Annotated in this window: 28 protein-coding genes; 19 read left to right on the forward strand and 9 right to left on the reverse strand. The window is 65.3% G+C overall.

Going from position 1 to position 25,772, the window contains the following annotated elements; translation table 11 throughout:
• Position 1: 1 nt before the first annotated feature.
• A complete protein-coding gene (locus OOZ63_RS12885; protein WP_266005892.1) occupies positions 2 to 685 on the reverse strand; it encodes a Crp/Fnr family transcriptional regulator in 684 nt (227 codons plus the stop codon).
• 96 nt (positions 686 to 781) lie between these two features.
• Between OOZ63_RS12885 and OOZ63_RS12890 the strand changes: the two genes are divergently transcribed.
• Entirely contained in the window at positions 782 to 1,285 is a 504-nt protein-coding gene (locus tag OOZ63_RS12890; protein ID WP_266005894.1) for a deoxycytidylate deaminase, read from the forward strand.
• Between the two features lie 99 nt (positions 1,286 to 1,384).
• Positions 1,385 to 1,702 (forward strand): hypothetical protein, encoded by a 318-nt coding sequence (locus tag OOZ63_RS12895; RefSeq protein WP_266005896.1) that lies wholly within the window; start codon positions 1,385 to 1,387, stop codon positions 1,700 to 1,702.
• Positions 1,703 to 1,777: 75 nt separating this feature from the next.
• Here OOZ63_RS12895 and OOZ63_RS12900 read toward each other — a convergent pair whose 3' ends face one another.
• On the reverse strand, positions 1,778 to 2,041 hold the full coding sequence (locus OOZ63_RS12900; RefSeq protein WP_266005897.1) for a hypothetical protein: 264 nt from the start codon (positions 2,039 to 2,041) through the stop codon (positions 1,778 to 1,780).
• 539 nt (positions 2,042 to 2,580) lie between these two features.
• Here OOZ63_RS12900 and OOZ63_RS12905 point away from each other — a divergent pair.
• A complete protein-coding gene (locus OOZ63_RS12905) occupies positions 2,581 to 5,871 on the forward strand; it encodes a TonB-dependent receptor (protein ID WP_266005899.1) in 3,291 nt (1,096 codons plus the stop codon).
• 83 nt (positions 5,872 to 5,954) lie between these two features.
• On the opposite strand, the gene OOZ63_RS12910 is transcribed toward OOZ63_RS12905, so the two are convergent.
• Together OOZ63_RS12910 and OOZ63_RS12915 are read right to left on the reverse strand one after the other, a co-directional pair.
• Positions 5,955 to 6,812 carry a LytR/AlgR family response regulator transcription factor gene (locus tag OOZ63_RS12910; RefSeq protein ID WP_266005900.1) on the reverse strand — a complete coding sequence of 286 codons (858 nt, stop codon included), beginning with the start codon at positions 6,810 to 6,812 and terminating at the stop codon, positions 5,955 to 5,957.
• Positions 6,809 to 7,951, reverse strand: a complete 1,143-nt coding sequence (locus OOZ63_RS12915) for a sensor histidine kinase (RefSeq protein ID WP_266005901.1) — start codon at positions 7,949 to 7,951, stop codon at positions 6,809 to 6,811. The genes OOZ63_RS12910 and OOZ63_RS12915 overlap by 4 nt, the downstream gene beginning before the upstream one ends.
• A gap of 98 nt (positions 7,952 to 8,049) precedes the next feature.
• On the opposite strand from OOZ63_RS12915, the gene OOZ63_RS12920 reads away from it, so the two are divergent.
• Positions 8,050 to 8,883 (forward strand): N-formylglutamate amidohydrolase, encoded by an 834-nt coding sequence (locus OOZ63_RS12920; RefSeq protein ID WP_266005902.1) that lies wholly within the window; start codon positions 8,050 to 8,052, stop codon positions 8,881 to 8,883.
• On the opposite strand, the gene OOZ63_RS12925 is transcribed toward OOZ63_RS12920, so the two are convergent.
• The gene (locus tag OOZ63_RS12925; RefSeq protein WP_266005903.1) at positions 8,873 to 9,811 is read right to left on the reverse strand and encodes a LysR family transcriptional regulator; all 939 of its coding nucleotides are present in this window, start codon (positions 9,809 to 9,811) and stop codon (positions 8,873 to 8,875) included. The genes OOZ63_RS12920 and OOZ63_RS12925 overlap by 11 nt on opposite strands.
• Positions 9,812 to 9,959: 148 nt before the next feature.
• Here OOZ63_RS12925 and OOZ63_RS12930 point away from each other — a divergent pair, with 148 nt between their 5' ends.
• Complete coding sequence (locus OOZ63_RS12930) at positions 9,960 to 10,223, forward strand: DUF2798 domain-containing protein (RefSeq protein WP_266005904.1); 264 nt, start codon at positions 9,960 to 9,962, stop codon at positions 10,221 to 10,223.
• A 2-nt stretch (positions 10,224 to 10,225) separates the two neighbouring features.
• On the opposite strand, the gene OOZ63_RS12935 is transcribed toward OOZ63_RS12930, so the two are convergent.
• A complete protein-coding gene (locus tag OOZ63_RS12935; protein ID WP_266005905.1) occupies positions 10,226 to 11,755 on the reverse strand; it encodes a helicase HerA-like domain-containing protein in 1,530 nt (509 codons plus the stop codon).
• A gap of 110 nt (positions 11,756 to 11,865) precedes the next feature.
• On the opposite strand from OOZ63_RS12935, the gene OOZ63_RS12940 reads away from it, so the two are divergent.
• The 12 genes from OOZ63_RS12940 to OOZ63_RS12995 all read left to right on the forward strand — a co-directional run bounded on the left by OOZ63_RS12940 (position 11,866) and on the right by OOZ63_RS12995 (position 21,445).
• Positions 11,866 to 12,594 carry a YebC/PmpR family DNA-binding transcriptional regulator gene (locus OOZ63_RS12940; RefSeq protein ID WP_266005906.1) on the forward strand — a complete coding sequence of 243 codons (729 nt, stop codon included), beginning with the start codon at positions 11,866 to 11,868 and terminating at the stop codon, positions 12,592 to 12,594.
• Positions 12,591 to 13,871 carry a phosphoribosylamine--glycine ligase gene (gene purD, locus OOZ63_RS12945; RefSeq protein WP_266005907.1) on the forward strand — a complete coding sequence of 427 codons (1,281 nt, stop codon included), beginning with the start codon at positions 12,591 to 12,593 and terminating at the stop codon, positions 13,869 to 13,871. The genes OOZ63_RS12940 and purD overlap by 4 nt, the downstream gene beginning before the upstream one ends.
• Positions 13,868 to 14,500, forward strand: coding sequence for a 1-acyl-sn-glycerol-3-phosphate acyltransferase (locus OOZ63_RS12950; protein WP_266005908.1), 633 nt, complete (start codon positions 13,868 to 13,870; stop codon positions 14,498 to 14,500). Before purD ends, OOZ63_RS12950 begins: the two co-directional genes overlap by 4 nt.
• Positions 14,500 to 15,435 (forward strand): oxygen-dependent coproporphyrinogen oxidase, encoded by a 936-nt coding sequence (hemF, locus tag OOZ63_RS12955; protein WP_266006054.1) that lies wholly within the window; start codon positions 14,500 to 14,502, stop codon positions 15,433 to 15,435. The genes OOZ63_RS12950 and hemF overlap by 1 nt, the downstream gene beginning before the upstream one ends.
• Positions 15,426 to 16,052, forward strand: coding sequence for a nicotinate-nucleotide adenylyltransferase (gene nadD, locus OOZ63_RS12960; protein ID WP_266005909.1), 627 nt, complete (start codon positions 15,426 to 15,428; stop codon positions 16,050 to 16,052). The genes hemF and nadD overlap by 10 nt, the downstream gene beginning before the upstream one ends.
• Entirely contained in the window at positions 16,053 to 16,763 is a 711-nt protein-coding gene (rsfS, locus tag OOZ63_RS12965; protein WP_266005910.1) for a ribosome silencing factor, read from the forward strand. It begins immediately after the preceding gene.
• Positions 16,763 to 17,233 carry a 23S rRNA (pseudouridine(1915)-N(3))-methyltransferase RlmH gene (gene rlmH / locus OOZ63_RS12970; protein WP_262969490.1) on the forward strand — a complete coding sequence of 157 codons (471 nt, stop codon included), beginning with the start codon at positions 16,763 to 16,765 and terminating at the stop codon, positions 17,231 to 17,233. The genes rsfS and rlmH overlap by 1 nt, the downstream gene beginning before the upstream one ends.
• A gap of 10 nt (positions 17,234 to 17,243) precedes the next feature.
• Positions 17,244 to 17,840, forward strand: a complete 597-nt coding sequence (locus tag OOZ63_RS12975) for a Maf family protein (RefSeq protein WP_266005911.1) — start codon at positions 17,244 to 17,246, stop codon at positions 17,838 to 17,840.
• A gap of 83 nt (positions 17,841 to 17,923) precedes the next feature.
• The gene (rng, locus tag OOZ63_RS12980; protein WP_266005912.1) at positions 17,924 to 19,417 is read left to right on the forward strand and encodes a ribonuclease G; all 1,494 of its coding nucleotides are present in this window, start codon (positions 17,924 to 17,926) and stop codon (positions 19,415 to 19,417) included.
• A gap of 63 nt (positions 19,418 to 19,480) precedes the next feature.
• Positions 19,481 to 20,131: a nucleotidyltransferase domain-containing protein gene (locus OOZ63_RS12985; protein WP_266005913.1), complete on the forward strand. Its 651-nt coding sequence runs from the start codon at positions 19,481 to 19,483 to the stop codon at positions 20,129 to 20,131.
• Positions 20,128 to 20,535: a hypothetical protein gene (locus OOZ63_RS12990; RefSeq protein ID WP_266005916.1), complete on the forward strand. Its 408-nt coding sequence runs from the start codon at positions 20,128 to 20,130 to the stop codon at positions 20,533 to 20,535. Before OOZ63_RS12985 ends, OOZ63_RS12990 begins: the two co-directional genes overlap by 4 nt.
• 10 nt (positions 20,536 to 20,545) lie before the next feature.
• Positions 20,546 to 21,445, forward strand: coding sequence for a LysR family transcriptional regulator (locus tag OOZ63_RS12995; RefSeq protein WP_266006055.1), 900 nt, complete (start codon positions 20,546 to 20,548; stop codon positions 21,443 to 21,445).
• Here the strand turns inward: OOZ63_RS12995 and OOZ63_RS13000 are convergent.
• The 3 genes from OOZ63_RS13000 to OOZ63_RS13010 all read right to left on the reverse strand — a co-directional run bounded on the left by OOZ63_RS13000 (position 21,396) and on the right by OOZ63_RS13010 (position 23,750).
• Positions 21,396 to 22,136 (reverse strand): aspartate/glutamate racemase family protein, encoded by a 741-nt coding sequence (locus tag OOZ63_RS13000; RefSeq protein ID WP_266005917.1) that lies wholly within the window; start codon positions 22,134 to 22,136, stop codon positions 21,396 to 21,398. The two genes, OOZ63_RS12995 and OOZ63_RS13000, sit on opposite strands and share 50 nt — an antisense overlap.
• Positions 22,137 to 22,144: 8 nt before the next feature.
• Positions 22,145 to 23,032, reverse strand: a complete 888-nt coding sequence (locus OOZ63_RS13005; protein WP_266005918.1) for an amino acid ABC transporter substrate-binding protein — start codon at positions 23,030 to 23,032, stop codon at positions 22,145 to 22,147.
• Positions 23,033 to 23,141: 109 nt separating this feature from the next.
• Complete coding sequence (locus tag OOZ63_RS13010; protein WP_266005919.1) at positions 23,142 to 23,750, reverse strand: peroxidase-related enzyme; 609 nt, start codon at positions 23,748 to 23,750, stop codon at positions 23,142 to 23,144.
• Between the two features lie 129 nt (positions 23,751 to 23,879).
• Here OOZ63_RS13010 and tolB point away from each other — a divergent pair, with 129 nt between their 5' ends.
• Positions 23,880 to 25,175 carry a Tol-Pal system beta propeller repeat protein TolB gene (gene tolB / locus OOZ63_RS13015; RefSeq protein ID WP_266005920.1) on the forward strand — a complete coding sequence of 432 codons (1,296 nt, stop codon included), beginning with the start codon at positions 23,880 to 23,882 and terminating at the stop codon, positions 25,173 to 25,175.
• Between the two features lie 63 nt (positions 25,176 to 25,238).
• A complete protein-coding gene (gene pal, locus OOZ63_RS13020) occupies positions 25,239 to 25,772 on the forward strand; it encodes a peptidoglycan-associated lipoprotein Pal (protein WP_323055746.1) in 534 nt (177 codons plus the stop codon).

A 25,772-nucleotide genomic window follows, 5' to 3' on the forward strand; every position in this document is an offset into this window, starting at 1 on the left:
CTCAGTCGGCCGGCGGGCTGGAGTAGTCTCGCAGGCCGGCCAGGCTCAGCACCTCGATGCCGCGCCGGCTGATGTTCAACAGGCCGGCTGCCTCCAGGCGCTGCAGCGCGGCATTGGCGCGCTGGCGCGAGATGCCGGCCAACTGGGCCACCTCGACCTGGCGCAGGTCCAGGAACAGGCCCGGCTCAGGGTAGAGCTCGGGGTTGTAGAGCGCAGCCAGGCTGCGCGCGACCCGGGCCGTGCAGTCCAGCAGGCGTTGATTGCACAGTTGGGCGATGAAGCTGCCCATGCGTGCGTTCATAAGATGCTGCAGATAGTGGTTGAAGGGCAGGCTGGTGGCACGCAGCCACTCGAAGGTCTCGCGCGGTAGAAGGGCCAGGTGCGAGTCGCGCAGGGCCACGCCCTCGTACTGCCAGCTGCCGCGCTTGATCAAGGTGCCTTCGCCAAACCAGCCGCCCGGCGCAGTGCCGATCAGCGTAGTCTCCCGCCCGTCGGGGCTGCCGACGCTCATCTTGCCGAAGCCGCTGATCAGTCCGACCCAATGCTCGGCCGTCTCACCCATGCGTACGATCGACTGGCCCGCAGCCACTCGGCGCTCGCGGCACTCCGCTTGCACGCGCTGCATTTCGGCGGGGCTGAGGTTGCGGCCCCAGATCGACTTGTCCAGCATCTCTTGCAAGCTCATGTGGCGATTCTAGGAGGCGGCCCGGTACAGTTCGGGTCAGCCTCCAACATCACCGCAGCTATGACGAAGAATCAGCCTCTGATCCGATGGCACTCCATGTTCATGGGCGTTGCCCTGCTGGCTGCCGCGCGCTCCAAGGACGAGCGCAAGCGCAACGGCGCCTGCATCGTCAGCGCCGACAACAAGATCCTGGGCGTCGGCTACAACGGCCTGCCGCGCGGCTGCTCCGACGAAGATGCCGGCTACTGGGCCGATGACGACGCCGACCCTTATCAGTCTCGCCACAGCTATATCGTCCACGCCGAGGTCAACTCCATCTTGAACTGCGTCGTGCTACCGCTGACCGGCAGCACGATTTATGCAACCCAGTTTCCCTGCCCGCGCTGCGTGCAGTCCATCATCCAGGTCGGCATCCGCCAGGTGATCTATCTGGAGAAGAAGCTGCATCACTCCCGGGCCAACGAGGCCTCCAACAAGATGCTCTCCGATGCCGGGGTTCATATCCACTCGCTCGAAGAGCTGGAGCCGCCGTCGGCGCAATGGTCCGAGGCCCTGGCGGGCTTCATCACGCAGCAGGCTCTGGGTAACTGGGCAACTTGAGCCGAATCAGCGGGTGAAGCGCCGGCTTTTTCTGGCTTAAGTTGCGGCGGCCACCGGCATCATGCGACTCATCAACCCGCTGGTTCGAGGAGTTCGACGATGATGATTCCGCTGCACTTGATTCCCGCCCAGAGCCGCTCATCGCTGGAGTTCTTCGACGACGGTGTCGCCGAGGTGCAAGATCTGGGCTTGTCGATTGCCGGGCCGGTTGACGGGGTCCAGTTGCAGGCCTTCCAGAGCCTGATGCAACAGGCCGGGCTGCGCCTGCAGCCGACCCGCATGCTCTACGACCGGCTCTATGCCTTCGAGCGCCTGGCCGAGGCGCATGCGAGCGGCAATCAAGCCTTGCGTGAACTCGCGATGCAGTTGTTCGACAGCTACCAACGTGCCGGCGAGTGGATCGCACTGATGCACTGAAGCGCAAGCCAGCTCTCGCGCAATCCATAGAGCGCCCCGCGAGGGCGCTTCTTTCATTGCGGGCGCACGAGAGAATCAGAGCGCGGTGAGCCAGTCGCAGCGCAGCCTTCCCTGGCGATGCAGGCGCCGACGCGCCCGGGCATACCAGGTCGGCAGCAGAAATGCCGCCAGGCTCAGTGGCAGCACCACCCATGCCTGCAGCAACATCAGGCCCGGCACGCTGATCCAGCCCAGCACCCAGCAAGTCAGAACGAGGTCCCAGGCCTGCGATTCCACCGGATGGCGACCGCCATGCAGGACCAGCCAGTGCTTGACTTGGGTCAGTTGCTGCAGAGTCATGAGCAAACTCCTTGCGCCAGTGCCGTCAGTTTCGAGTCAGCTTCTTTATCGCTCAACTGCGGCTGAAAAGCCAGCGCTTTGAAGTGCTCAGGCCGTCAATGGCTTGGTCGGCTCGCCAAGCCTCGCGCGCATCTCTTCTGTTGTTTTTGCGTGCATCGCCGCACGGCCTCAGTGCATGTCATCTGGCCTACATATCGCGTCGCCAAACTGACATGCGAAACACCTGACCGAACTGGGCTCATGGGCCGCCCTGTGTGGGCGCCCATGGTGGTTGTTTTGGGTCTTGCTGGCACCGTCTTTGCTATACGAATTCGGGTAGATGAGGCACGAGCGCGGTGCGTTGCATCGCGATGGTGCAAGGTCGCTGGCAAAGAGGTGCGGGCGAGGTGGGGCAGCACAAACAGCAGCTTCTTTCAAGCCGTAGTTCCTCGGTGTGGGAAAACCGCGATCCCAAACGTTTGCGGCTGCCCCGGGTGCTACATTTTTTTACGGTGGGCGTTGGCATGCGCCGGTGTGGGAAGTCTTTGAGGAGTCACAGCATGAGTAGCAATCGTTGGAGTTTTACGAGAACCGCGCTGAGCGCGGCGGTCGCCATCGTGGCCGCAGCGCCCGTCATGGCGCAGAACACGACCGCCGCAGTGAGCGGGCGTGTCACGGGCACCGATGGCAAGGCTGTTGCGGGCGCAAACGTTAGCGTTTTGCACCGCGAGTCGGGCTCGGTCAACAACCTGGTGACTGACGCTGAGGGGCGCTACTCCGTTCGCGGTCTTCGCGTCGGCGGCCCGTACACCATCACCGTCGTCAAGGGCGGGGACAAGGACGTGCGCGACGGTGTGTACCTCGCGCTCGCGGAGACGCTGGCGCTGGATGTGCGCCTGGGCGCCAGCCAGTTGGAGACTGTGGTGTTGACCGGTTCCAGCGCGGGTGTTGGCCGCTACAACGCTGGTGCTTCGGGCGCCGGTACCAATCTGGGCCGTCAGGAGCTGGACGCCTATGCATCCATCCAGCGCAACTTGCAGGACTATGCCCGTACCGACCCGCGCTTGTCGCAAACCGACAAGGAGCGCGGTGAGATCACGGCTCTGGGCCAAAACACGCGCTTCAACGCCATCACGATCGACGGCGTGCGCACCAACGACACATTCGGCCTTGAGTCGAACAATCTGCCGACTGCCAAGCAACCGATCTCGATCGACGCGATCCAGTCGGTGCAGGTCAATGTGTCGAACTACGACGTCACGCAGCAGGGCTACACCGGCGCGAACATCAACGCGGTGACCAAGTCGGGCACGAACGAGTTCAAGGGCAGCGTCTACTACGTTTATCGCGACGACAGCCTGTCGGGTGACCGCGTGCAAGATCGGGACCGGGGCACCTACAGCCGCCCGGCGCCGTTCACCGAAGACACCAAGGGATTCACCCTGGGTGGCCCCATCATCAAGGACAAGCTCTTCTTCTTCGGTAGTTATGAAGAACTGCGCAGCACGCGCTCGGCACCGGCCTTTGGCCCGGTTGGCAGTGCGCAGACCAATGTTGGCATCACGCCGGCACAGATTGCGGCAGCTCAGCAAGCTTTCCAGAGCAAATACAACATCAACGCCGGCGGATCCGAAGTGCCGACCGGCTCTGAGTTGTTGGTCAAAGACTACCTGCTGAAGCTGGACTGGAACATCAGCGACAACCACCGCGCCAATTTCCGTTACTCCAAGACCGAGCAGGGCGAGCCGATCTTCCCGGATATCACGGCTACCAATCTATCGCTGAACTCGCACTGGTACAACCAGGGCAAGACGGTGGAGACCATGGTCGGCCAGTGGTTTGCCGACTGGACTCCCAACTTCTCGACCGAGCTGAAGCTGTCCAAGCGCGACTATGACAGCGTCCCCCAGAACAACAGCAATTTGCCCAGTGTCGCGCTGGTCTTCACCGGACCTTCGCCTGTCGCCACCACGGGTGACCGCACGCTGTACATCGGTACCGAACTCAGCCGCCACTTCAATGTCCTGAAGACCGAGACCACCGACGCCTACTTCGCCGGCAACTTGGTGCTGGATGACCATGAAATCAAGGTCGGCGGCGACTACAGCAAGAACGATGTCTATAACGCCTTCTTGCAGAACACCAAGGGCAGCTACACCTTCCGCAGCGCCAATCCGGTGCAGGATTTCCTTGACGGCAAGATCAGCAGCTACAGCCTGCAAGTGCCGCTGGCGGGCAAGACGATCGAGGACGGCGTCGCCGTCTGGAGCCTGAAGAACCTGGGCCTGTTCCTGCAGGACACTTGGACCGTCAACGACAAGCTGACATTGGGTCTGGGTGTGCGCGTGGACAAGGCCGACATCGGCGACCGTCCGATTCACAACCCCAAGGTTCAGACCGTTTTCGGTTACGACAATTCGCGCACCGTCGACGGGCAGGATCTGGTTCAGCCTCGTTTCAGCTTCAACTATGCGCTGGATGCCAAGGACAAGAAGAAGTCGCAAATCCGCGGCGGCTTCGGCCTGTTCCAAGGGGCTGCGGCCAGCGTCTGGCTGTCCAATCCCTTCTCCAATACGGGCATGGCTACGGCCAACTACACCTGCTCGACGACCACAGTGCCTAACTGTGACGGCTATGGCGTGGCCTTCTCGGCTGACCCGAACAACCAACCCGTGTTCACCGGCTCGGTTCCTGCGGCCAATGTCGACATCCTGGCGCCCGGCTTGAAGCAGCCTTCGGTCTGGAAGCTGAATCTGGCTTATGACGCCGAGCTGCCCTGGTATGGCCTGGTGGCTGGCGCCGAGTGGGTGCACACCAAGACCAAGGACGGTATCTACTACCAACACCTGAACCTGGGGGCGCCGACGCGGACCGGCCCTGACGGCCGTCAGATGTTCTACAACACGAACGGTCTGAGCACCAACTGCTGGACCGGTGGCAACAACGTGGTCTCGACCTGCGGGGCGCAGACCAAGTTCAATCGTGATCGCACGTTCAACAATGTGCTGCTTGCCGAGCGCACGAGCAAGGGCGGTGGCGATGCTGTCACCCTGTCGCTTGCCCAGCAGAACCGCGGCTGGGGTTGGGCTGCCGCCTACACCCGCACCAACGCCAAGGAAGTCAGCCCGCTGACCTCGTCGACGTCGAACTCCAACTTCAACGGGCGCGCGGTCTTCAACCCCAATGAAGACGTCTCCGCGAACTCGGCCTACCTGGTCAAGGACCGGGTCAATTTGGCGGTCAACTGGTCGAAGGCATTTGTTGGGTCCTACAAGACCACGGTCGGTCTGTTCTACGAAGGCCGCAAGGGCAAGCCCTACAGCTGGACCTTCAAGAACGATATGAACGGCGACGGCGTGTCCGGCAACGACCTGATGTACATCCCGACGGCCCCGGGCTCGGGCGAGGTGCTGTTCTACGGCGCAACGCCGGAGGCGCGTGCTGCCAATGAGGCGCGATTCTGGGAAATGGTCAACGCCAACCCCGATCTGAGCGGCTCGCGTGGCAAGGTGGTCAGCCGGAACTCCAGCTTCGCCCCCTTCGTCAACAGCTTCGATCTGCGCCTGAGCCAGGAAGTCCCCGGCTTCTTCAACAAGCACAAGGGCGTGGTCGCGTTCGACATCCTGAACTTCGGCAACCTGCTGAACAAGCGTTGGGGTCGGACCAACGAGATGACCTTCCTCGGCGGCGGTGGCTCGACCCGCAGCCTGGTCAACTTCGCCGGCATCCAGGACGGCAAGTATGTCTACAACACACTGCCGACTTCGGATGATCGCTACAACTACGGTACGCGTCAGGCAAAGGGTGAATCTCAATGGGCTGTCCAAATCACTGCTCGTTACGAGTTCTGATTTGAACCAAGCCGGCGCCTGAGCGCCCTCAAAAACCGCCGCATGACTCGCTCATGCGGCGGTTTTTTCATTGGGCGCCGAGGTCACAGCCCCTTGAATAGATGCGCAAACATGCGGCTGACCGCCAGCCGCTCCGGCCGCTCGCGCAGGTGCAGGCTTAGTTTGCCGGCCTCGTCGCGCACCGCGCGAGTGATCGCGTCGGCGCGCACCACGACGCTGCGATGGACCTGCCAGAACTGTTGCGCGTCGAGCTGGGGCAGCAGCTCGCGCAGCGAGGCGCGCACCAGATGCTCCTTGTCGGTGGTGATGACGCGCACATACTTGTCGGCGGCCTCGAAATAGATAACGTCGCTGACCGGCACCATATGGATGGTCTGACCGACGCTGACCTGCAGTAGGCGCAGCGGCTTTGCCGAAGCGGCCGGCAGACCCAGGGCCTCGGGCACGCCGGGTGCTGCCAACAACTGACGCAGCTGGGCCACGGCATCCATGGCGCCGCTGTCGGCGGGACGCTGTTGTACCGATGACGCGGCCTCGCGTTGCTGCAGGGCCGTCTGCAGGCGGGCACAGGTCTGCGCCAGGCGCTCGCGTTGAACCGGCTTCAACACATAGTCCACCGCGGCTTGCTCGAAGGCCTTTAGCGCGTACTGGTCGTAGGCGGTCACGAAGATCAGCAGCGGGAAGGGTGGGTCGCCTTCTTGGCCGTCGGGCCAGTCCTCGGCCAGGGCCTGCGCCACTTCGAGCCCCGTCATACCGGGCATGCGGATGTCCAGGAACAGCACCTGGGGACGCAGCCGCAGCGCGCCCTCCAGCGCGGCCTCGCCATGGGCGGCCATCCCAATAATCTGCAGTTCCGGCCACAGCTCGGCCAGGTCGGCGCGCAGGCTTTCGGCCAGCAGCAGTTCGTCTTCGGCAATCAGTGCGGTGCAGGCGGTGTTCATGACTTGGCTTCGGTGAGGGGCAGGGTGATGCTGACCAGGGTGCCGCCGCGAGCATCGTCAGCCGGCTCGATGCGCAACGCAGCGGCGCTGCCGTACTGGGTCGCCAGCCGGGCACGCACCTGCTCGAGGCCAAAGCCGGTGCCCGTCGATGCGCTCGCTTGACCCAAGCCGGCGCCGGTGTCCCGCACCCGCAGCAAGAGCTGACCCCGATCGCCTTTTGCCGCGCTGATGAGCAGCTCGCCGCCCTCGACATGGGGCTCCAGCCCGTGCTGGATGGCGTTCTCGACCAGGGGCTGCAGTAGCAGCGGCGGGATGGGCAGCCCCGCCAGCTCATCCGGCAGAATCAGCTGCGGCCTCAGCCGATCGCCCATGCGCACTTGCATCAGCGCCAGATAGTCGGCCAGCCGGGCGAACTCCTCGCGCAGCGGATGGGCGCCGCTACGCGAGGCGTTCAAAGTGGCGCGCAAAAAGGCGATCAGCTGGTCCAACATGGCCTGGGCACGCGGTGCATCCAGCGCGATCAGCACGCGCAGATTGGCCAGGGTATTGAAAAGCATGTGCGGCTCCAGCTGCGACTCCAGCAGACGCAGCTGCATCTCGGCGGCCTGGCGGCGAGCCTGCTCGGCCTCGACTTGGCTGGCATGGAGGCGGCCGCGCGCGTAGAAGAAACCGGTGGCTACGATGGAGGCCAGCAGCGAGACAAGCAGCAGGCCGGCGATCTCGCGCCAATGGCTGTTCCACAGGCTGCGTGTGCGGTAGCCCAGGATCTGGTCTGCAAGCCCACTGCCCAGGCTGTACGCCAGCGGCACACTGAGCGCCACGCAGACCAGCATCACTGGCCAGCCGGGCCAGTCGTGCCGATGCGCCTCGCAGCCAGGCCGCAGCCGCCGCATCACGGCCGCGCTGAGGGCGCGCGAAGCATCGATCAGCGCCCAGCACATCAGGCCTATCGTGACCGAGTACACGAGGCTGGCCAGCAGCTTGTTGCGCGTGAAGCCGTAGACGATCAGGCCGATGCCGCATGAAAACACGGTGGTGACCCCGGCCATGCGCAAGGGGTAGGGCAGGCGGCTTGAGAGCCTGTGAATCGAGGGGAGCAGCGGCATGGTGGCCATTGTCGAGCAGGCGAGGCCGTTCATGGCCGGTGCTGCGACGACGCGCATGGACAGGGCGCGGGCCGCACCGGGCGAGCGCCAGTGGCAGGGCACCGCACACACAATCCACGCACAATCCTGCCATGCAAGCCTTTGTCCTGACCCCGCCCAGCGCCCCCGTCGTTCCACTGATCATCGACTCGCCGCACAGCGGCCAGCACTACCCGGTCGACTTCAGCAGCTGCCAGCCGCTGAGCGTCTTGCGCGAGGGCGAGGACGCCTTCGTTGAGCGACTCTACGAAGGCGCTCACAGCTTTGGCGCCACGTTGCTGGCCGCGCAGTTCCCGCGTGTCTATATCGACCCGAACCGGGGACTGGACGATATCGACCCGGCGATGCTGGATGCTGACTGGCCCGGCGCCGTCTCGGCCAGCCGCAAGACCGAGCTGGGTATCGGCCTGATCTGGCGCACCATGGGACAGGGCCGCGAGATCTATGACCGCCGCCTGACGGTGGCCGAGGTGCAGGCCCGCATCCGGGACTGTTACCGACCCTATCACCTGGCGCTGCGTCGTCTGCTCGACGATGCCTTGGCACGGCATGGCCGGCGCTGGCATTTGAATGTGCACTCGATGCCCGACGATTCCTATGCCCAGCTGGGCTTGCCGGACCGTCAACTGGCCGACTTCGTGCTGGGCAATCTGGACGGTGCGAGCAGTGACGCCGCGACCTTGCTGGTGTTAGCTGAGCCGCTGCGCGCAGCCGGCTATAGCGTGGCCTTCAACGAGCCTTTCAAGGGAGTGACCCTGATCCAGCGCTCCGGTAACCCGGCCGCGCACTGCCACTCGGTGCAGATCGAGATCAAGCGCTCGCTCTACATGGATGTGGCCAGCCATCAACCCAACGAAGGCTTTGCGCGTGCCCAGACTGCGATCCAAACCATGCTGGCGGCGCTGGCGCGGCACATCAGCGCATAAGCGGTATCTCGAGGGCCGGGTGCTCGCGCAGCGCCTCGCCCAGATAGTCGATGAACAGCCGCAGCGGCGCCGGCATCTGGCGGCGCTCGCGCCAGCAGGCGAAGAACTCGAGCGGCTCGGCCACGGCCTGGGCATCGTCTTCCGCCAAGAACAGCGGCAGCAGCAGGCCCCGGCGCAGAGGCTCCCTGGCGACGAAGCTGCCAAGCCGGGCGATGCCCATGCCGCCGATGGCCAGCGCGGCCAGAGCGTCGATGTCGTTGGACAGGCAGCCTATCTTCAGCTCGGGCACGATGCGCTCGCCCTCGCGCGTGATGAATGCCCAGGGCAACAGCCGGCCGTCCACGGGCAGGCGAAAGCCCAGGCAGTCATGCTGCTGCAGCTGCTCTGGCCGCGTTGGCCGCCCGGCGCGCGCCAAGTAGTCGGGCGAGGCGCAGAACAGCATCGGCGCGGTTGCGATGCGCCGCGCGATCAGCCCCGGCTCCAGCTGGGCCCGGAAGCGGATGCTGAGATCAAACTCCTCGCGCACATGGTCGACGCTGCGGTCGGCCAGCGTCAGTTCCAGGTGGATGCGCGGATGCGTGCGCGCAAAGGCAGGCAGCAGCGGCGCGATCAGGTGCCGGCCGAAGGCCACCGAGGCGGCGATGCGCAGCCTCCCGCGCGGCTCGCCGCTGAACGCAGTGACATCGGCTCGCGCTTGCTCCAGCTGCGCCTGCAGATCGCGCACGCGCTCGAAATAGAGCTCGCCGGCCTCGGTCAGCGCCAGTGCCCGCGTGCTGCGGGTCAGCAGCCGCGTGCCCAACGAGGCCTCCAGCCTGGCGATGGCCTGGCCGGCCGAGGCCGGCGTGATGCCCAACTGCCGGGCGCTGGCGGCGATGCTGCCGGCCTCCACGGCCTTCACGAAGGCGGCAATACCGCTGAGGGTGTCCATGCGCCAGATTATGTTGGATTGTGGCGATTGGATTGAGTTGATTCGATGTTTTTGGCATCGAGTGAGGAGGGGGTAGACAGGCTTATCAGCCAGGCCCTGAGTGCCTACAGTGGCGTCTATCCCACTCCATCTTGCCCAGCAGACCGCTATGAATCACCCCTCTTTGTCGCAAACCACGGCCGCACGCGGTCTGCCCAAGCGCTTCACGCCGGCCGTGTTCGCCTTCTATATGGCCGGCATCATGGCGATGTTGATGTGCCTGGTCATCGTCGGCGTCAACACCGGACTCGGCCCTGGCTATTTGAGCCGGGTGCTGGGCACTTACGCGCTGGCCTTTCCGGTGGCGTTTTGCTGCGTGATGCTGGTGCGTCCGCTGGTGCTGAGGCTGGTCGCCGCGACAGTATCCGACTGAGCTCAGCGGCGCTTCTTCGTACCACCGCCCAAGATGCTGCCCAGCACGCCGCGGATGATCTCTCGTCCGACAGTCGAGCCCATCGTACGCAGCGCCGACTTGGCGGCCGTCTCGGCCAGGCCCTCGCGGCGCCCGCCGCGCGGGCCGGTGGAGCCGAACAGCATGTCCTTGAGTCCGCCCATCAGGCCGCCGTCTTCGGCCGCGGGCGTCTGCCCGGCGGCCTTGCCCTGATTGGTGGTGTCATCGGCCATAGTCGCCTCGGTGCGGCCCTTGAGCTTCTCGTAGGCCGATTCGCGGTCCACCAATTTTTCGTAGACGCCGGCCACCAGCGATCCTTTGATCAGCGCGGCGCGCTGTTCGGCCGTGATCGGCCCAATCTGGCTGCCCGGCGGCAGCACGAAGACGCGCTCGGTGATGCCGGGCCGACCCTTCTCGTCGAGCAGGCTGACCAGGGCCTCGCCGACGGCCAGCTCGGTGATGGCCGCGCCGATGTCCAGCCCTGGCTTGGGCCGCATCGTCTCGGCGGCCGACTTGACTGCCTTCTGGTCACGCGGCGTGAAGGCGCGTAAGGCATGCTGGACCCGGTTGCCCAGCTGGCCCAGCACCGTGTCCGGAATGTCCAGCGGGTTCTGGGTCACGAAGTAGACACCGACGCCTTTGGAGCGTACCAGGCGCACGACCAGCTCGATGCGCTCGACCAGCGCGTCCGGCGCCTCTTTGAACAGCAGATGCGCCTCGTCGAAGAAGAACACCAGCTTGGGTTTCTCCAGGTCGCCGACTTCGGGCAGGGTCTCGAACAGCTCGGACAGCATCCACAGGAGGAAGGTTGCGTACAGCCGCGGCGCGTTCATCAGCTTGTCGGCCGCCAGAATGTTGATCACGCCCTGGCCGGCCTCGGTCTGCATGAAGTCGGCGATATTGAGCATCGGTTCGCCGAAGAACTGGTCGCCGCCCTGGGCCTCGATCTGCAGCAGGCCGCGCTGGATCGCGCCGACGCTGGCGGCAGAGACATTGCCGTACTCGGTAGTGAACTGCGCGGCGTTGTCGCCAACATGCTGCAGCATCGCGCGCAAATCCTTCAGATCCAGCAGCAACAGGCCCGCATCGTCGGCGATCTTGAAGACCATCTGCAGCACGCCTTGCTGGGTCTCGTTGAGCGCTAGCATGCGGGCCAGCAGCAGTGGCCCCATGTCGGAGACGGTGGCGCGCACGGGATGGCCCTGCTCGCCGAATACATCCCACAAGGTGGTGGGGCAGGCAATCGGCGCGGGCGGCTCGATGCCGCGGTCCTTCAGCACGGCCAGCAGTTTCTCGCTGGCCTTGCCGGTCTGCGAGATGCCGGTCAGATCGCCCTTGACGTCTGCCATGAAGACCGGAACGCCGAGCTTGGAAAAGCTCTCGGCCAGCGACTGCAGGCTGATGGTCTTGCCGGTGCCGGTGGCGCCGGTGATCAGGCCGTGGCGGTTCGCCAGCGCGGGCAAAAGCTGGCACTCGGTGGCCGCGTTGCGAGCCAGCAGAATCGGGTCGGCCATTGGGGTTCTCCAGGAGATATGGTGGCGGCGGCTAAAATCGCAGTCTATCCAACAAAACATGGAGCCGCCCCCGGCATGCGAAGGGGTGCGCTCGCCAGGAGAAGCAGGCAATGGCAGGGCATTCCAAATGGGCCAATATTCAGCACCGCAAAGGTCGTCAGGACGAGAAGCGCGGCAAGATCTGGACCCGCATCATCCGTGAAATCACCGTCGCTGCCCGTCAGGGCGGCGGTGATGTCAAGGAGAACCCGCGCCTGCGCCTGGCCGTCGACAAGGCCAAGGCGGCGAACATGCCGGCCGACCGCATCAAGTACAACATCGACAAGGCCTCGGGCGCCCTCGAAGGCATCAACTACGAGGAAATCCGCTACGAAGGCTATGGCTTCGGCGGCGCGGCCATCATCATCGACACGATGACCGACAACCGGGTCCGTACCGTCGCCGAGGTGCGTCACGCCTTCAGCAAGTACGGCGGCAGTATGGGCACCGAGGGCGCGGTGGCCTTCCAGTTCAAGCACTGCGGTCAGCTGATCTTCGCGCCAGGCAGCTCAGAGGACAAGATCATGGAGGTCGCGCTGGAAGCCGGCGCCGACGATGTGATCACCGACGACGACGGTGCCATCGAGGTGCTGACCCCGGCGCCGGCCTTCGAGGCTGTCAAGAACGCGCTGGAGGCCGCCGGCCTGAACCCCGAGGTGGCCGAGGTGACGATGCGGCCAGACAATACGATTGAACTGACCGGCGAGGACGCCGAACGCATGCAAAAACTGCTGGATGTACTGGAAGACCTGGACGATGTCCAGGACGTGTTCCACAACGCGAGCATCGAGGCCGCATGAAAGTCCTCGTGCTTGGCAACGGCGGCCGTGAACATGCCTTGGCCTGGAAGCTGGCCCAGGGTGAGCGGGTCAGCCAGGTCTTTGTCGCCCCGGGCAATGGCGGCACGGCCCGCGACCCGCTGCTCAAGAACATCCCCATCACCGACATCAAAGCGCTGGCTGACTTCGCCGAGGCCGAGAAGATCGCGCTGACCGTGGTGGGCCCCGAGGCTTATTTGGCTGCTGGCGTCGTTGATGAGTTCCGTGCTCGCGGCCTGCGCATCTTTGGCCCGACCAAGGCGGCCGCGCAGCTGGAGAGCTCCAAGGCCTTCGCCAAGGACTTCATGAAGCGCCACGGTATTCCGACGGCGGCCTATGAGGTCTTCAGCGAAGCCGCCGCCGCCCATGCCTATGTGGACGCGCAAGGTGCGCCCATTGTCATCAAGGCCGATGGCCTGGCGGCCGGCAAGGGCGTGGTCGTGGCGATGACACTGGAGCAGGCGCACGAGGCGATCGACTGGATTCTGGCTGACAACAAGCTGGGCGTTGTGCACAACGATGGCGGCGCGCGCGTCGTCATCGAGCAGTTCTTGAGCGGCGAGGAAGCCAGCTTCATCGTGCTTTGCGATGGCAAGAACGTCGTCTCGCTGGCCACCAGTCAGGACCACAAGCGCTTGCTTGACGGCGATGAAGGCCCCAACACCGGCGGCATGGGCGCCTACTCGCCTGCCCCGGTGGTGACGCCCAATGTGCATGCCAAGGCGATGCACGAGATCATCATGCCCACCATCCAGGGCATGGCCCGCGACGGCATCCCCTTCACCGGCTTCCTCTACGCCGGGCTGATGATCGACGAGCAGGGCCAGCCGCGCACGGTCGAGTTCAACACCCGCATGGGCGACCCGGAGACGCAGCCCATCATGATGCGGCTCAAGAGCGATCTTCTGGAAGTTCTGCTGCAGGCCACCGACGGCACGCTGGACCAGGTCGAGCTGCAGTGGGACCGCCGCGTGGCGCTGGGCGTGGTGATGGCCGCCCATGGCTATCCGCTATCGCCACGCAAGGGCGATGCGATCACGGGACTGCCATCCGACTCGGAAGATGCGATGGTCTTCCACGCCGGTACGGCCGAGGTCGACGGCCAGCTGCAGACCTCGGGCGGCCGCGTGCTGTGCGTGACGGCTTTGGGCGAGTCCGTGCGCAAGGCGCAGCAACTGGCCTATGACAGCCTGGTCAACATCCAGTTCGAAGGCAAGCAGTTCCGCCGCGACATCGGCCACCGGGCGGTGAAGCGTTGAGCGCGAGCTATCCCGTCGGGCCGCAAGCCATCTCCGGCGCGATGCCGGTGCAGCCGCGAGGCCATGCGTTGGCACGCTCGCTGCTGCGTCTGGCCGGCTGGCGCTTGCTGTTCCACGGGCTGCCTGGGCCGCAGGGCGTGATTCTGGTCTACCCGCACACATCGAACTGGGACTTTGTGCTGGGCCTGATGTCTAAATGGGCGCTGGGGTTGGAGCTGCGGTTTTGGGTCAAGAACAGCTTGTTCGACCTCCCCTTGTTCGGCCGTTGGCTGCACTGGCTGGGTGGCGTTGCGGTGGAGCGGCGCAGCAAGCAAGGCCTGGTCGGCGGCACAGTGGCGCAGCTGCAGGCGGCGCGTGATCAGGGTCGCAGCTTCTGGCTGGCCGCTGCGCCCGAGGGCACGCGCTCGCTGAGCGCCGGCTGGCGCTCCGGCGCCTATCAGGTGGCGGTGCAGGCTGGCGTGCCGGTGGGCCTGGCCTATTTCGATTTCGCCAGCAAGACTGTGGGCCTGACCCAGTTCGTGCGACTCAGTGGCAATGCCGAGGCGGATTTTGCGCTGATGGCGCAGTATCTGGACGGTAAACGTGGCAAACGGCCCGAGCTGGCCAGTCCGGTGAGGCTAAATCAATGATGAATACCTTGGCGGTCCGCGAGTATTTGCTGGGTCTGCAGCAGAGCATCGTCTCCACCTTCGAGGCTGCCGACGGCCAGCCCTTTCTCAGCGACGGCTGGGAGCGCGAGCCCGGCGGCCGGCTGGAGGGCGATGGACTGACTCAGTTGATCGAGAACGGCGCGCTGCTGGAGCGCGGTGGCTGTAATTTCTCGCATGTGCGGGGTCGGGTCTTGCCGCCCTCCGCCACCCAGCACCGGCCCGAGCTGGCCGGCTCGCCCTTCGAGGCCATGGGCGTCTCGCTGGTGATGCACCCGCACAACCCCTTTGTGCCGACCGTGCACATGAATGTGCGCATGTTCGCTGCGCTGCCGGCGGATCGTGCGCCGGTGGTCTGGTTCGGCGGCGGCATGGACCTGACGCCTTACTACGGCTTCGAGCGCGACGCGCAGCATTTTCACCGCACTTGCGAGGCGGCTCTGAAGCCGCATGGCGAGCAGCTCTATCCGCGGTTCAAGACCTGGTGCGACGAGTACTTTTTCCTGAAGCACCGCAACGAGCCGCGGGGTATCGGCGGCATCTTCTTTGATGATTATGCGGACGGCGGTTTCGAGGCCGCATTCGAGATGTTGCGCTCGGTGGGGGATGCCTTCCTGCCGGCCTATATGCCCATCGTCGAACGCCGCCAGGGCTTGCCATACACAGAGCGCGAACGCGAATTCCAGGCCTACCGGCGCGGCCGCTATGTCGAGTTCAACCTGGTCTTCGACCGCGGCACCTTGTTCGGCCTGCAGTCGGGTGGGCGCACCGAGTCGATCCTGATGTCGATGCCGCCCATCGTCAAATGGCGCTATCAGTACGCGCCCGAGCCCGGGACGCTGGAGGCCAAGCTGTACACGGACTTCCTGCGTCCGCGCGACTGGGCCCATGAGCAGGCCGGGCATCTATGGCTTTGAAGACCGGGCTGTTCGGCGGCAGCTTCGACCCGGTCCATCTGGCCCATTTGAGTCTGGCGCGCTGCGCGCTAGAGCAATTGGGCCTGGACCAGTTGCTGTGGCTGCCGGCCGGCCGGCCCTGGCAGAAATTGCAGCTCGGGACGGGCCGGGGCTTGGCTTCTCCAGAGCATCGGCGTGCGATGGTGGCACTGATGGTCGCTAGCGAGCCTCGCTTTGTGGTCGACGACAGCGAGCTGGAGCGTGACGGCGCCAGTTACACGATAGACACGGTGCGCGCGCGGCTTGCGGCCCAACCCGATGAGCAGCTGTTCCTGCTGATCGGCCAGGACCAGTATGCGCGCTTGCACACCTGGCGCGAGTGGCGCGAGCTGCTGGGTCTGGTCACCCTGGCGGTGGCGGCGCGCGACGGCCAGGCCATCCAGGCCTCGGCCGAGCTGCAGGGCCAGCCGCACCGGATGCTGAGGCTGGCGATGCCGGCCATGGCTTATTCATCAACCCAAGTGCGCGACATGGCGTCGCGTGGCGAGGACATACGCCCCATGGTGGGCGAGGCGGTAGCGGGTTATATTGCCCTCCATCGTCTTTACGAGGCTGCGGCCCAAAGAAGCGAGAACTGAATGGACATTCGTAAACTGCAACGTGCCATCGTCGATGGTCTGGAAGACGTGAAGGCCCAGAACATCGTGGTCTTCAATACCGAGCATTTGTCGCCGTTGTTCGAGCGCGTGATCATCGCCTCGGGCACCAGCAACCGCCAGACCAAGGCCCTCGCGTCCAGCGTGCGCGTGACGGTCAAGGAACGCGGCATGGACGTCATGCGCATGGAAGGCGAGGAGAACGGCGAGTGGATCATCGTCGACTGCGGCGCCGCCGTCGTCCACGTGATGCAGCCCGCGATTCGCGACTACTATCACCTTGAAGAGATTTGGGGCGACAAGCCGGTCAAGCTCAAGCTCGGCGATAGCGAGACCAAGCTGGTCAAGGCCTCAGAAGACGAGGCGCCGACCAAGAAGCCGGCCGCGAAGAAGACGTCCGCCAAGGCTGCGCCTGCGGCTGTTAAGAAGCCTGCCGCGAAGAAGACATCGGCCACCGCCAAGCCCGCTGCGAAGCCTGCAGCCAAGAAGGCTGTGCCTGCGAAGAAGGGTGTGACTCGCACTGTTGGCGTGAAGACGGCGCCCGCCAAGGCCCCGGCCGTCAAGACCATCAAGGTCGGCACGCCCAAGCCTGCCGCAAAGAAGACCGCCGCGAAGCCAGCTGCCCGTCCGGCAGCTAAGAAGGCAGCTCCGGTGAAAACTGCGGCCAAGAAGGTCGCCCGCAAGAGCGCCTGATGCGGCTGCTGCTGGTGGCCGTAGGCCAGCGCCAGCCGGCCTGGGCCGACACGGCCTATGAAGACTTCGCCAAGCGCTTTCCGCCCGAGATGCGCCTGGAACTGAAGGCCGTCAAGGCTGAGCCGCGCACGGCCGGCAAGAGCACCGAACAGCTGATGGCGGCCGAAGCCCAGCGATTGGAGGCCGCGCTGCCCAAGAGCGTGCGCCGCGTCATCCTCGATGAGCGTGGCGATCGTGTCACGACCGTGCAACTCGCTCAGCGTCTGGAGCGCTGGAAGGGTGACGGCCGCGATGTGGCCATCTTCATCGGTGGTCCCGACGGCCTGGATCCGGCGCTGAAGGCCACGGCCGACGAGACGCTGCGCCTGTCCGACCTGACGCTGCCGCATGCTTTTGTGCGGGTGCTGCTGGCCGAAGCGCTGTACCGCGCCTGGTCGGTCATGGCCGGCCATCCCTATCACCGCGAGTGAGCGCGCCCCGATGATTTATCTCGCTTCGCAAAGTCCGCGCCGCCGACAGTTGCTCGATCAGCTGGGCGTGGCCCATGAGCTGCTGCTGCCTGGCGCCGACGAGGATGCTGAGGCGCTGGAGGCCGAACAGGCCGGCGAGCTGCCCGAGGCCTACGTACGGCGCGCGACGCAGAACAAGCTCAATGCGGCGGTGCTGCGGCGCGCGGCACGCGGCCTGCCCGCAGCACCCATCCTGTGCTCGGACACCACCGTGGCGCTGGGCACGGCCATCCTCGGCAAGCCGGCCGACGCCGAGATGGCGCTGGCCATGCTCAAGCGCTTGTCCGGCCACACGCACCGCGTGCTGACTGCGGTGGCGCTGGCCTGGGGCGAGGGTCGGCAGGCGCTGAGTGTCAGTGTTTCCCACGTGCGTTTTGCCGACGTGCCCGACGCCCAGCTGCGGCGCTATGTGGCCAGCGGCGAGCCGATGGGCAAGGCTGGGGCCTATGCGATCCAGAGTCAGATCGCCGGATGGATCGAACACATCGACGGTTCATATTCAGGCATCATGGGCCTGCCCTTGTTCGAGACCGCCCAGCTCTTGCGCGGCGCCGGTTTCGAGCTCTGAGGACTGAGTCTTGTCGACAGGCCGCGCGCCTGCCGACAGTGCTTGACCGGGGACAGAGAATCCCGGTTATGGAGACACAAGCTATGGAAGATATTCTGATCAACTGGTCTCCGCAGGAGACCCGGGTGGCTGTGGTCGAAAACGGCTCGGTGCAGGAGTTGCACATCGAACGCACGCTGGAGCGCGGCCTGGTGGGCAATGTCTACTCGGGCAAGGTCGCTCGGGTGCTGCCGGGCATGCAATCGGCCTTCATCGACATCGGCCTGGAGCGGGCGGCCTTCTTGCATGTGGCTGATCTGCATGTCGCCGGCGTCAGCCCGCGCAGCCATCATGCCGAGGCGGGCACGGCGGTGCCGATCGAGCGCCTGGTGTTCGAGGGTCAGGCCTTGACCGTGCAGGTGATCAAGGATCCGATCGGCACCAAGGGCGCGCGGCTGTCGACCCAGATCAGCATTGCCGGCCGCATGCTGGTCCATCTGCCGCAAGACGACCATATTGGCATCTCGCAGAAGATCGGCTCGCCCGAGGCGCGTGAGGCTTTGCGAGCGCGCATGCAGGCCCTGGTCGGCACGCCGGCCGATAACGGCGGCGGCAGCGGTGGCGGCGGCTTCATTCTGCGCACGAACGCCGAAGACGCCTCGGACCAAGAGCTGGCCACTGACATCGCCTATCTGCGCAAGACCTGGGCTCTGATACGCGAGCGCGCGCACCGCTCGCCGCCTGGCACCTTGCTGCATCAGGACCTGAGCCTGGTCGAGCGGGTACTGCGCGACCTCGTTAGCGAGCGTACCGGCTCGATCCGCATCGATTCGAAGATGCAGTACGAGGTGCTGCATGCTTTCGGCGAGCTCTACATGCCGGCGGCGACTGCCAAGCTGGAGCATTACCGCGGCGAGCGGCCAATCTTCGATCTGAACAATATCGACGCCGAGCTGGTGCGCGCGCTGGCGCGCCGGGTCGATCTGAAGTCGGGTGGCTATCTGATCGTCGACCAGACCGAGGCGATGACCACGGTGGACGTCAACACCGGTGGTTTCGTTGGCGCGCGAAATTTCGACGACACCATCTTCAAGACCAATCTGGAGGCGGCCGGCGCGATCGCGCGCCAGCTGCGCCTGCGCAATCTGGGCGGCATCATCATCGTCGACTTCATCGACATGACGCGCGAGGAGCACAAAAGTGCGGTGCTCAGCGAGTTCCGCAAGCAGCTCAGCAAGGATCGCACCAAGGTCACAGTGGGTGGCTTCACCCAGCTGGGCTTGGTCGAGATGACGCGCAAGCGCACCCGCGAATCGCTGGCCCGCATGTTGTGTGAACCCTGCCCGACCTGCGAGGGCCGCGGCCAGATCAAGACCGCGCGCAGCGTCTGCTACGACATCATGCGCGAGATCCTGCGCGAGGCGCGCCAGTTCTCGCCCAAGGAGTTCCGCGTGGTCGCCGCCGCCAATGTGGTCGAGATGCTGCTGGACGAGGAGAGTCAGCATCTGGCCGGCCTGTCGGACTTCATCGGCAAGCCCATCTCGTTGACCGCAGAGCCGGCCAACCAGACCGAGCACTATGACATCGTGCTGTTGTAGGGGGGATAACAAGGATTCATAGGGAAAATTGATTTTCTCTATGGAAATTAATATGATTCCCTCATGCCCGCCGCGTCGCAGACCCAGAGCTACCTCCGGTACCCCTTGACCGGCCTGCTCGGCAGCGCCGGCAATGTGCGCGTCTTGCGCGCGCTGGTGGCAGACCGGGCTCTGCAGTCGGCGCCGCAACTGGCGGCGATGGCCGGGCTTACACCCCAGGGCGCCAGAGGGGTTCTCGACGCGCTGGCCCGCCAGCGCTTGGCCAAGGTCCATGGCTCGGGGCGGACGCAGCTCTATGAGCTGAACGCCAGCCACCCGCTGTCAGCGTCGCTGACCGCACTGTTCCAGCAGGAGCAAACTCGATGGGAGGGGCTTTTGACCTCGATTCGCGAGCTTCTTGAGCATCATGGCGTTGCCATCAGTGCGGCATGGCTCTATGGCAGTGTGGCGCGCGGCGAAGATTCTCCCGCCAGCGACGTGGATGTTGCGCTCCTGGTTCGTTCTGCGGCTGTGGCTGAGCAGGTCCGCGAGGCCTTGATGCCGCTGGAAGATGAGCAGCAGATCCGCATCTCGCTCACCGCGCTGACGGCCAAGGAGCTGGCTGCGCTGCCTGAAGATGACCCCTGGTGGATGAACGTCGTGCGAGACAGCCGCGTCCTCAAGGGCGCCGCACCGGCGCAGGTCCGGCGGCGCTTGCTGAAAGTGGCCGCATGACGGGCCAAGGGCCGCGCAAGACGGTTGACGGCGGGCACTCGAGCGCGCGCTTGTTGCAGGCTCGCGAGTTCCACGAGTCGGCCCGCAGCCAGGTCGTGCTGGCACAGAGCAAGCGCTACAACGACGCGGTCACACCGATGGTCGCGGCAGCGACCGCCTATGGGGACGCGATCTCCGCCCATGCGAGGGGCATCGTCAACAAACAGGGCCACCAGAACGCGCCCCGCCTGCTGCGCGAAATCTTGGGCGACAGTCTGCCCGACAAGCAGGGTAAGTTCTTGCGCAAGCTGCTCGGTCCCAAGGTTGAGGTGAACTACGGGGCGCGGAGTACCACGCTGGACGAAGCACAGCGGCGACTCGCAGAGCTTGACGAGTTCGCCGTGTGGGCAGAGGGCAAGCTGTGAGACCGTGTCGATGCGACTGAAGGCGATCGAGGTATTCAACGCGGTGATGCTGACCGGCACGGTCAGCGGTGCCGCGCGGCTGCTGCATGTGACCCAGCCGGCTGTCACGCAGGCGCTGCAGCATGCCGAGCAGCAGCTGGGCTACGTGCTGTTCAGTCGCCAGCGCCAGCGTCTGGTACCGACCCGCGAGGCCCAGGCCCTGTACCCCGAGGTGCAGCGCCTGATGTCGCAGTTGGAGTCGGTGCGGCGGCTGGCGGTAGCGCTGGGCAGCGGGGCTGATAGCGAGCTGCGCGTGCTGATCGTGCCTTCGCTGGCGGTGCGGGCCCTGCCCGATGCCTTGCAGCGTTTCCGGACTCGTTACCCGGACATGCCGGTGTCCATACGCAGCTTGCACTCCAACGAGATCGCCCGCGCGATCGCGCTGCAGGAGGGTGATGTGGGCATCGTCTACGGCAGCCCGGGCCATGCGGCCGTGCACGAGGAGCTGGTGGCCACCGGCCGCCTGGTCTGTGTCTCGCGGGTCGGCGGGGCCGGCGCGGACAAGCGAGCGACCGTGACGATGGAGGAGGTCCTGCGCGTGCCGTTGATACGCATCGACGAGCGTGATCCGCTGGGCGCGATGCTGGCTGATCAATGGGCGCGGCTGGAGATGGCGCCGCAGGCCGGCATCACGGTGCAGACCCACCATATCGCAATGGTGCTGGCCGAGCAGGGCTTCGGCCCGGCCATCATCGACTCCTTCACTGCCCAAGCCAGCCGCAGCGACACGCTGCATGTGCGGGCCTTGCTGCCCGAGGTGCCGGTTGAGGTGCGGGCGCTGCTGCCGCAGGGCCAGCGCTCGCCGCAGCCGGTGGCGGACTTTATTGCGGCGTTTCGTGAAGTGACGGACGCTGGCTCAAGGACCAGCTGACCGCGCGTCGCGCAAGCGCGGCCGTCGCGTCAATCACCGGCACCGGCGCATTCCCGGTGGTCAATACCAGGGGGATTTCGGTGCAGCCGAGCACCAGGGCCGCAGCACCCCGGCGCTGCAGCGCCGCCGCCGCGCGCAGCAGCAGCTCGGATGCGTCATCCAAATGTCCGGCCTTGACCGCCTGGATGCCCGGCATCACCCAGTCCAGCATTTCGCTAGCCGTGGGTAGCAGCCATTGCACCTGCTTCGAGGCCGGGCGGTTCAGGTACAGGCCCGAGGCCAGGGTCGCATCAGTGGCCAACAGGCCGATGCGTGCGCCGGCGCCGGCGCTGGCCACCGCGTCTTCCAGCGCCGCATCGACCAGATGCAGCATCGGCAGGCCCAGCGCGGCCTGCAGCTCGTCGAACCACAGATGGGCGGTGTTGCAGGGCATCACGACCAGGCCGGCGCCGGCATCGCGCAGGCGCCGGCCGCTGGCCAGCATGGCCGCCAGCGGCGAGTCGCCCTCGCCGCGGAAGGCCTCGGTGCGGTCCGGCACCTGGGGGATTGAGCTCAGCACCACCGGCACATGCTCCTGGTCGCGCGCGGCCGGCGTGGCCGCCAGCATCTTGTGCATGAAGTCCAGCGAGGCCAGCGGCCCCATGCCGCCCAGCACACCCACCACATCGGTATCTACAACTGCTGCAAGCATCGGGACTCTCAGATCGCCGGCTTGTCCGACAAGGCCTTCAGGTTGTCCTGCAATTCCTGGCTCATCGGCGCGTTCAGATTGATGCCCTTGGGCGGGATCGGAGACTGGAACCACTTCTTGTAGAGCGCCTCGAACTCGCCGCTCTTCATCAGGCCGGCCAAGGTGTCGTCGACCAGCTTCTTGAATGCCGGGTCGTCGCGGCGCAGCATGATCGCGTACGGCTCGACCTGCAGGGCCTCGCCGACCACGGCCAGCTCGGCCGGGTTCTGTGCGCTGGCGCGCAGGCCGTAGAGCAGGATGTCGTCCATGCCGAAGGCATCAGCCCGCTGCTGCTGAACCAAGAGGGCCGATTCGGCATGGTCCTTGGCGGCGATCAGCTCGAAGCCGAGGTTCCGCTCGGCATTGAGCTTGCGCAGCACTTGGTAGTTGGTCGTGCCGGTTGTCGAGACGACCTTCTTGCCCTTTAGATCGGCCGTGCTCTTGATCGGCGAGCCGGTCCTCACCAGCAGCCGTGTGCCGGTGTAGAAGTAGTTGGTCGCGAAGGCCACCTGCTTGGCGCGCTCGCTGTTGTTGGTGGTGGAGCCGCACTCGATGTCGATCGTGCCGTTTTGTAGCAGCGGGATGCGGTTTTGCGAGGTCACAGCCTGGGTAGCGACCTTCAGATCGGCGCGGCCGGTCGCCTTCTTCACCTGCTCGACGATCTTGCCGCAGATCTCCCAGCCGAATCCGACCGGCTGGCCTTCGCCGCCGAGGTAGGAGAACGGGATCGACGATTCCCGGTAGGCCACAGTCATGCTGCCGCTGGCCTTGATTTTGTCCAAGGTGGCCGGCGTTTGTGCTAGGGCTGCGCCGCAGGCGCCGAGCAGGGTCAGGACGGTGAGGGTCGAGAGACGCATGCTGAAATCCTTGTTGGGGGCTGACGAAGAGCCCCCATGCTATGGATTGCTGCGCCCGCTGTTCATCGTGTTTACACCGAGGGTCATAAGTTCAGCTAATGACCGAGTCTCAGGATTTGGCGGGGCGGGGCAGGCGGCCCAGCAGGTAGAACTCGTCATTGGGCCGCAGGGAGACGGCGTTGGCCAGGCGGTTGGACAATCCGAACAGCGCGGTGATCGATGTGATGTCCCAGATGTCCTCGTCGTCGAAGCCATGGGCGTGCAGGGTGCTGTAGTCGTTCTCGTCGACTTCGGCCGAGTGCAGGCAGACCTTGAGCGCGAAGTCCAGCATCGCGCGCTGGCGCGGCGTGATATCGGCCTTGCGATAGTTGGTCGCCAACTGGTCAGCCAGGCGCGGCGCCTTCTCGTAGACGCGCAAGATGGCGCCGTGCGCGACTACGCAGTACAGGCATTGGTTGGCGCCGCTGGTGGCAACGATGATCATCTCGCGCTCACCCTTGCTCAGGCCCGACTCGCGCAGTAGCAGCGCATCGTGATACGCCAAGAAGGCGCGGAACTCGTCGGGGCGGCGTGCCAGCGCGAGAAAGACATTCGGGACGAAGCCTGCTTTGTCCTGCACCTCCAGAATGCGCTGGCGCACGTCGTCGGGAAGGGTGCCGAGATCGTCGAGGTCCGGGGTGGGGTAGCGGCACGGGGGCAGGGAGTTTGTCTCGCTCATGGGGGCCTTTTGTTACTGTTTGCAGCATGATAGCCAGCGGCCTGAGCGGGCATTCAGCCGGCTCAGGCAAAATACGGCCCTGCATTGAATGGCAGCGTCCGTCGTGGGCGCTCATGCTCAGCGAGTCGAATGTCCGCAAACAAGCTATCCCGTCCCACTATCGATCTGATGCGCCGCAGCCTGCTGGGCTCGGCCGCCGCACTCAGCCTGCCGGCCTTGGCCCAATTTCGGGTGGAGATTGCCGGCGTAGGCGCGACGCGGATGCCGATTGCCATTCCCGAGTTCCGCGATGAGGCGCGCAGCGGCCAGCCGGTGTCGGCCATCATTCGTGGCGATCTGGAGCGCAGCGGCCAGTTCCGCCTGATCGAGGCGCTGGCGGGACCCACCGAGAACTCGGCTCCCGAATGGTCCGAATGGCGTGGCCGCCAGGCTGATGCGCTGGCCGCCGGCTCGGTGACACGGCTGGCCGATGGACGCTTCGATGTGCGCCACAAGCTCTGGGACGTGGTCAAGGGCCAGGACCTCGGCGGCGAGGCCCATGCGGTGGCACCCGACGATGTGCGTCTGGCCGCGCACCGCATCGCCGATTCGATCTACCAGAAGCTGACCGGCGAGCGCGGCGTGTTCGCGACCCGCATGGCTTATGTGACCAAGGCCGGCGGTCGCTACTCGCTGCGCATCACCGATGCCGACGGCGAGGGCGGCCAGGTGGCCCTGGGCAGCCCCGATCCGATCATTTCGCCGACCTGGTCGCCCGACGGCCGCGAGCTGGCCTATGTTTCCTTCGAGAGCCGCAAGGCGGTGGTCTGGGTGCAGGACCTGTCGACTGGCCGGCGTCGCGTGCTGGCCGATTTCCGCGGCAGCAATAGTGCACCGGCCTTCTCGCCTGACGGCCAGCAACTGGCGTTGACTCTGTCGCGCGAGGGCGGCTCCCAGCTCTTCATGATGAACCGCAATGGCTCGGGTCTGCGCCGGCTGACGCAGAGCTCGGCCATCGACACTGAGCCGGTGTTTGCACCCGACGGCCAGACCCTGTTCTTCGTCAGCGACCGTGGTGGCAGCCCGCAGATCTACCGCATGCCGGTGGCCGGTGGCGCGCCCGTGCGTGTCAGCTTCAACGGCAGCTACAACATCAGCCCGGCCATCAGCCCGGACGGCAAGACCCTGGCCTACATCACCCGCAGCGGCGGCGCGTTCCGCCTCAGCGTGATGGATCTGGCCAGCGGCGCGGTGCAACAGATCAGTGACACCAGCGACGACGAGAGTCCCAGCTTCGCGCCGAACGGGCGTCTGCTGGTCTACGCGACCCGCGTCGGCGGCAAGGATGTGCTGATGACGACGACGTTGGACGGTCGCATCAAGGCCAAGCTGGTGTCGACTGCGGCCGATGTGCGCGAGCCGACCTGGGGCCCATTCGGGCGCTAAAGGCAACGATTGAATTTCATGCCGCTTTGCGAGGGCAAGGCGATTTCCTTAGGAGTGATAGTGATGATGATGAACAAGCTGGCCTTTTCCGTTCTGGCCGCCGCCGCCCTGGTGGGCTGCAGCTCCACCAAGCTGGACGAGCCCGCGCCGGTCGAATCCCGCCCGGTGACGGCCGCACCGTCGGGCAATACCGGCGCCAACACCGCGCCGACCTCGGAGTCCAAGGTCGCTACCGTCGACTTGGCGGCCCAGGCTGCCGCTGCGGTGTCCAGCCTGCGCGTGGTCTATTTCGACTACGACAGCTTTGTCGTCAAGTCCGACTTCCAGAACGTCATCGACGGCCATGCCAAGCGCATGAATGTCGACACCAAGGTGGCCTTGCGTCTGGAAGGCCATACCGACGAGCGCGGCGGCAGCGAGTACAACCTGGCCCTGGGTCAAAAGCGCGCCGAGGCCGTGGCCAAGTCGCTGGGTCTGCTGGGTGTGCCGGCAGCACGAGTGGAGCCGGTCAGCTTCGGCAAGGAGCGCCCGGCCGTGCAAGGCAGCGACGAGGCCGCCTGGGCCAAGAACCGTCGCGTCGAGCTGAAGGACAAGTGA

Origin of the sequence: Paucibacter sp. PLA-PC-4 (genome assembly GCF_026241155.1) — a bacterium.
In the GTDB taxonomy this organism is placed as follows: Bacteria; Pseudomonadota; Gammaproteobacteria; order Burkholderiales; family Burkholderiaceae_C; genus Roseateles_E.

Coding starts and splice junctions, on each gene's coding strand:
- OOZ63_RS13010 (WP_266005919.1), bottom strand. CDS start 23,750: ATGAGCGAGACAAACTCCCTGCCCCCGTGCCGCTACCCCACCCCGGAC.
- OOZ63_RS13005 (WP_266005918.1), bottom strand. CDS start 23,032: ATGCGTCTCTCGACCCTCACCGTCCTGACCCTGCTCGGCGCCTGCGGC.
- rlmH (WP_262969490.1), top strand. CDS start 16,763: ATGCGGCTGCTGCTGGTGGCCGTAGGCCAGCGCCAGCCGGCCTGGGCC.
- OOZ63_RS12975 (WP_266005911.1), top strand. CDS start 17,244: ATGATTTATCTCGCTTCGCAAAGTCCGCGCCGCCGACAGTTGCTCGAT.
- OOZ63_RS12895 (WP_266005896.1), top strand. CDS start 1,385: ATGATGATTCCGCTGCACTTGATTCCCGCCCAGAGCCGCTCATCGCTG.
- OOZ63_RS12985 (WP_266005913.1), top strand. CDS start 19,481: ATGCCCGCCGCGTCGCAGACCCAGAGCTACCTCCGGTACCCCTTGACC.
- OOZ63_RS12890 (WP_266005894.1), top strand. CDS start 782: ATGTTCATGGGCGTTGCCCTGCTGGCTGCCGCGCGCTCCAAGGACGAG.
- purD (WP_266005907.1), top strand. CDS start 12,591: ATGAAAGTCCTCGTGCTTGGCAACGGCGGCCGTGAACATGCCTTGGCC.
- OOZ63_RS12930 (WP_266005904.1), top strand. CDS start 9,960: ATGAATCACCCCTCTTTGTCGCAAACCACGGCCGCACGCGGTCTGCCC.
- OOZ63_RS12940 (WP_266005906.1), top strand. CDS start 11,866: ATGGCAGGGCATTCCAAATGGGCCAATATTCAGCACCGCAAAGGTCGT.
- OOZ63_RS12905 (WP_266005899.1), top strand. CDS start 2,581: ATGAGTAGCAATCGTTGGAGTTTTACGAGAACCGCGCTGAGCGCGGCG.
- OOZ63_RS12920 (WP_266005902.1), top strand. CDS start 8,050: ATGCAAGCCTTTGTCCTGACCCCGCCCAGCGCCCCCGTCGTTCCACTG.
- OOZ63_RS12915 (WP_266005901.1), bottom strand. CDS start 7,951: ATGAACGGCCTCGCCTGCTCGACAATGGCCACCATGCCGCTGCTCCCC.
- tolB (WP_266005920.1), top strand. CDS start 23,880: ATGTCCGCAAACAAGCTATCCCGTCCCACTATCGATCTGATGCGCCGC.
- hemF (WP_266006054.1), top strand. CDS start 14,500: ATGAATACCTTGGCGGTCCGCGAGTATTTGCTGGGTCTGCAGCAGAGC.
- OOZ63_RS13000 (WP_266005917.1), bottom strand. CDS start 22,136: ATGCTTGCAGCAGTTGTAGATACCGATGTGGTGGGTGTGCTGGGCGGC.
- OOZ63_RS12900 (WP_266005897.1), bottom strand. CDS start 2,041: ATGACTCTGCAGCAACTGACCCAAGTCAAGCACTGGCTGGTCCTGCAT.
- OOZ63_RS12995 (WP_266006055.1), top strand. CDS start 20,546: ATGCGACTGAAGGCGATCGAGGTATTCAACGCGGTGATGCTGACCGGC.
- OOZ63_RS12925 (WP_266005903.1), bottom strand. CDS start 9,811: ATGGACACCCTCAGCGGTATTGCCGCCTTCGTGAAGGCCGTGGAGGCC.
- pal (WP_323055746.1), top strand. CDS start 25,239: ATGATGATGAACAAGCTGGCCTTTTCCGTTCTGGCCGCCGCCGCCCTG.
- OOZ63_RS12885 (WP_266005892.1), bottom strand. CDS start 685: ATGAGCTTGCAAGAGATGCTGGACAAGTCGATCTGGGGCCGCAACCTC.
- nadD (WP_266005909.1), top strand. CDS start 15,426: ATGGCTTTGAAGACCGGGCTGTTCGGCGGCAGCTTCGACCCGGTCCAT.
- OOZ63_RS12935 (WP_266005905.1), bottom strand. CDS start 11,755: ATGGCCGACCCGATTCTGCTGGCTCGCAACGCGGCCACCGAGTGCCAG.
- rng (WP_266005912.1), top strand. CDS start 17,924: ATGGAAGATATTCTGATCAACTGGTCTCCGCAGGAGACCCGGGTGGCT.
- rsfS (WP_266005910.1), top strand. CDS start 16,053: ATGGACATTCGTAAACTGCAACGTGCCATCGTCGATGGTCTGGAAGAC.
- OOZ63_RS12990 (WP_266005916.1), top strand. CDS start 20,128: ATGACGGGCCAAGGGCCGCGCAAGACGGTTGACGGCGGGCACTCGAGC.
- OOZ63_RS12910 (WP_266005900.1), bottom strand. CDS start 6,812: ATGAACACCGCCTGCACCGCACTGATTGCCGAAGACGAACTGCTGCTG.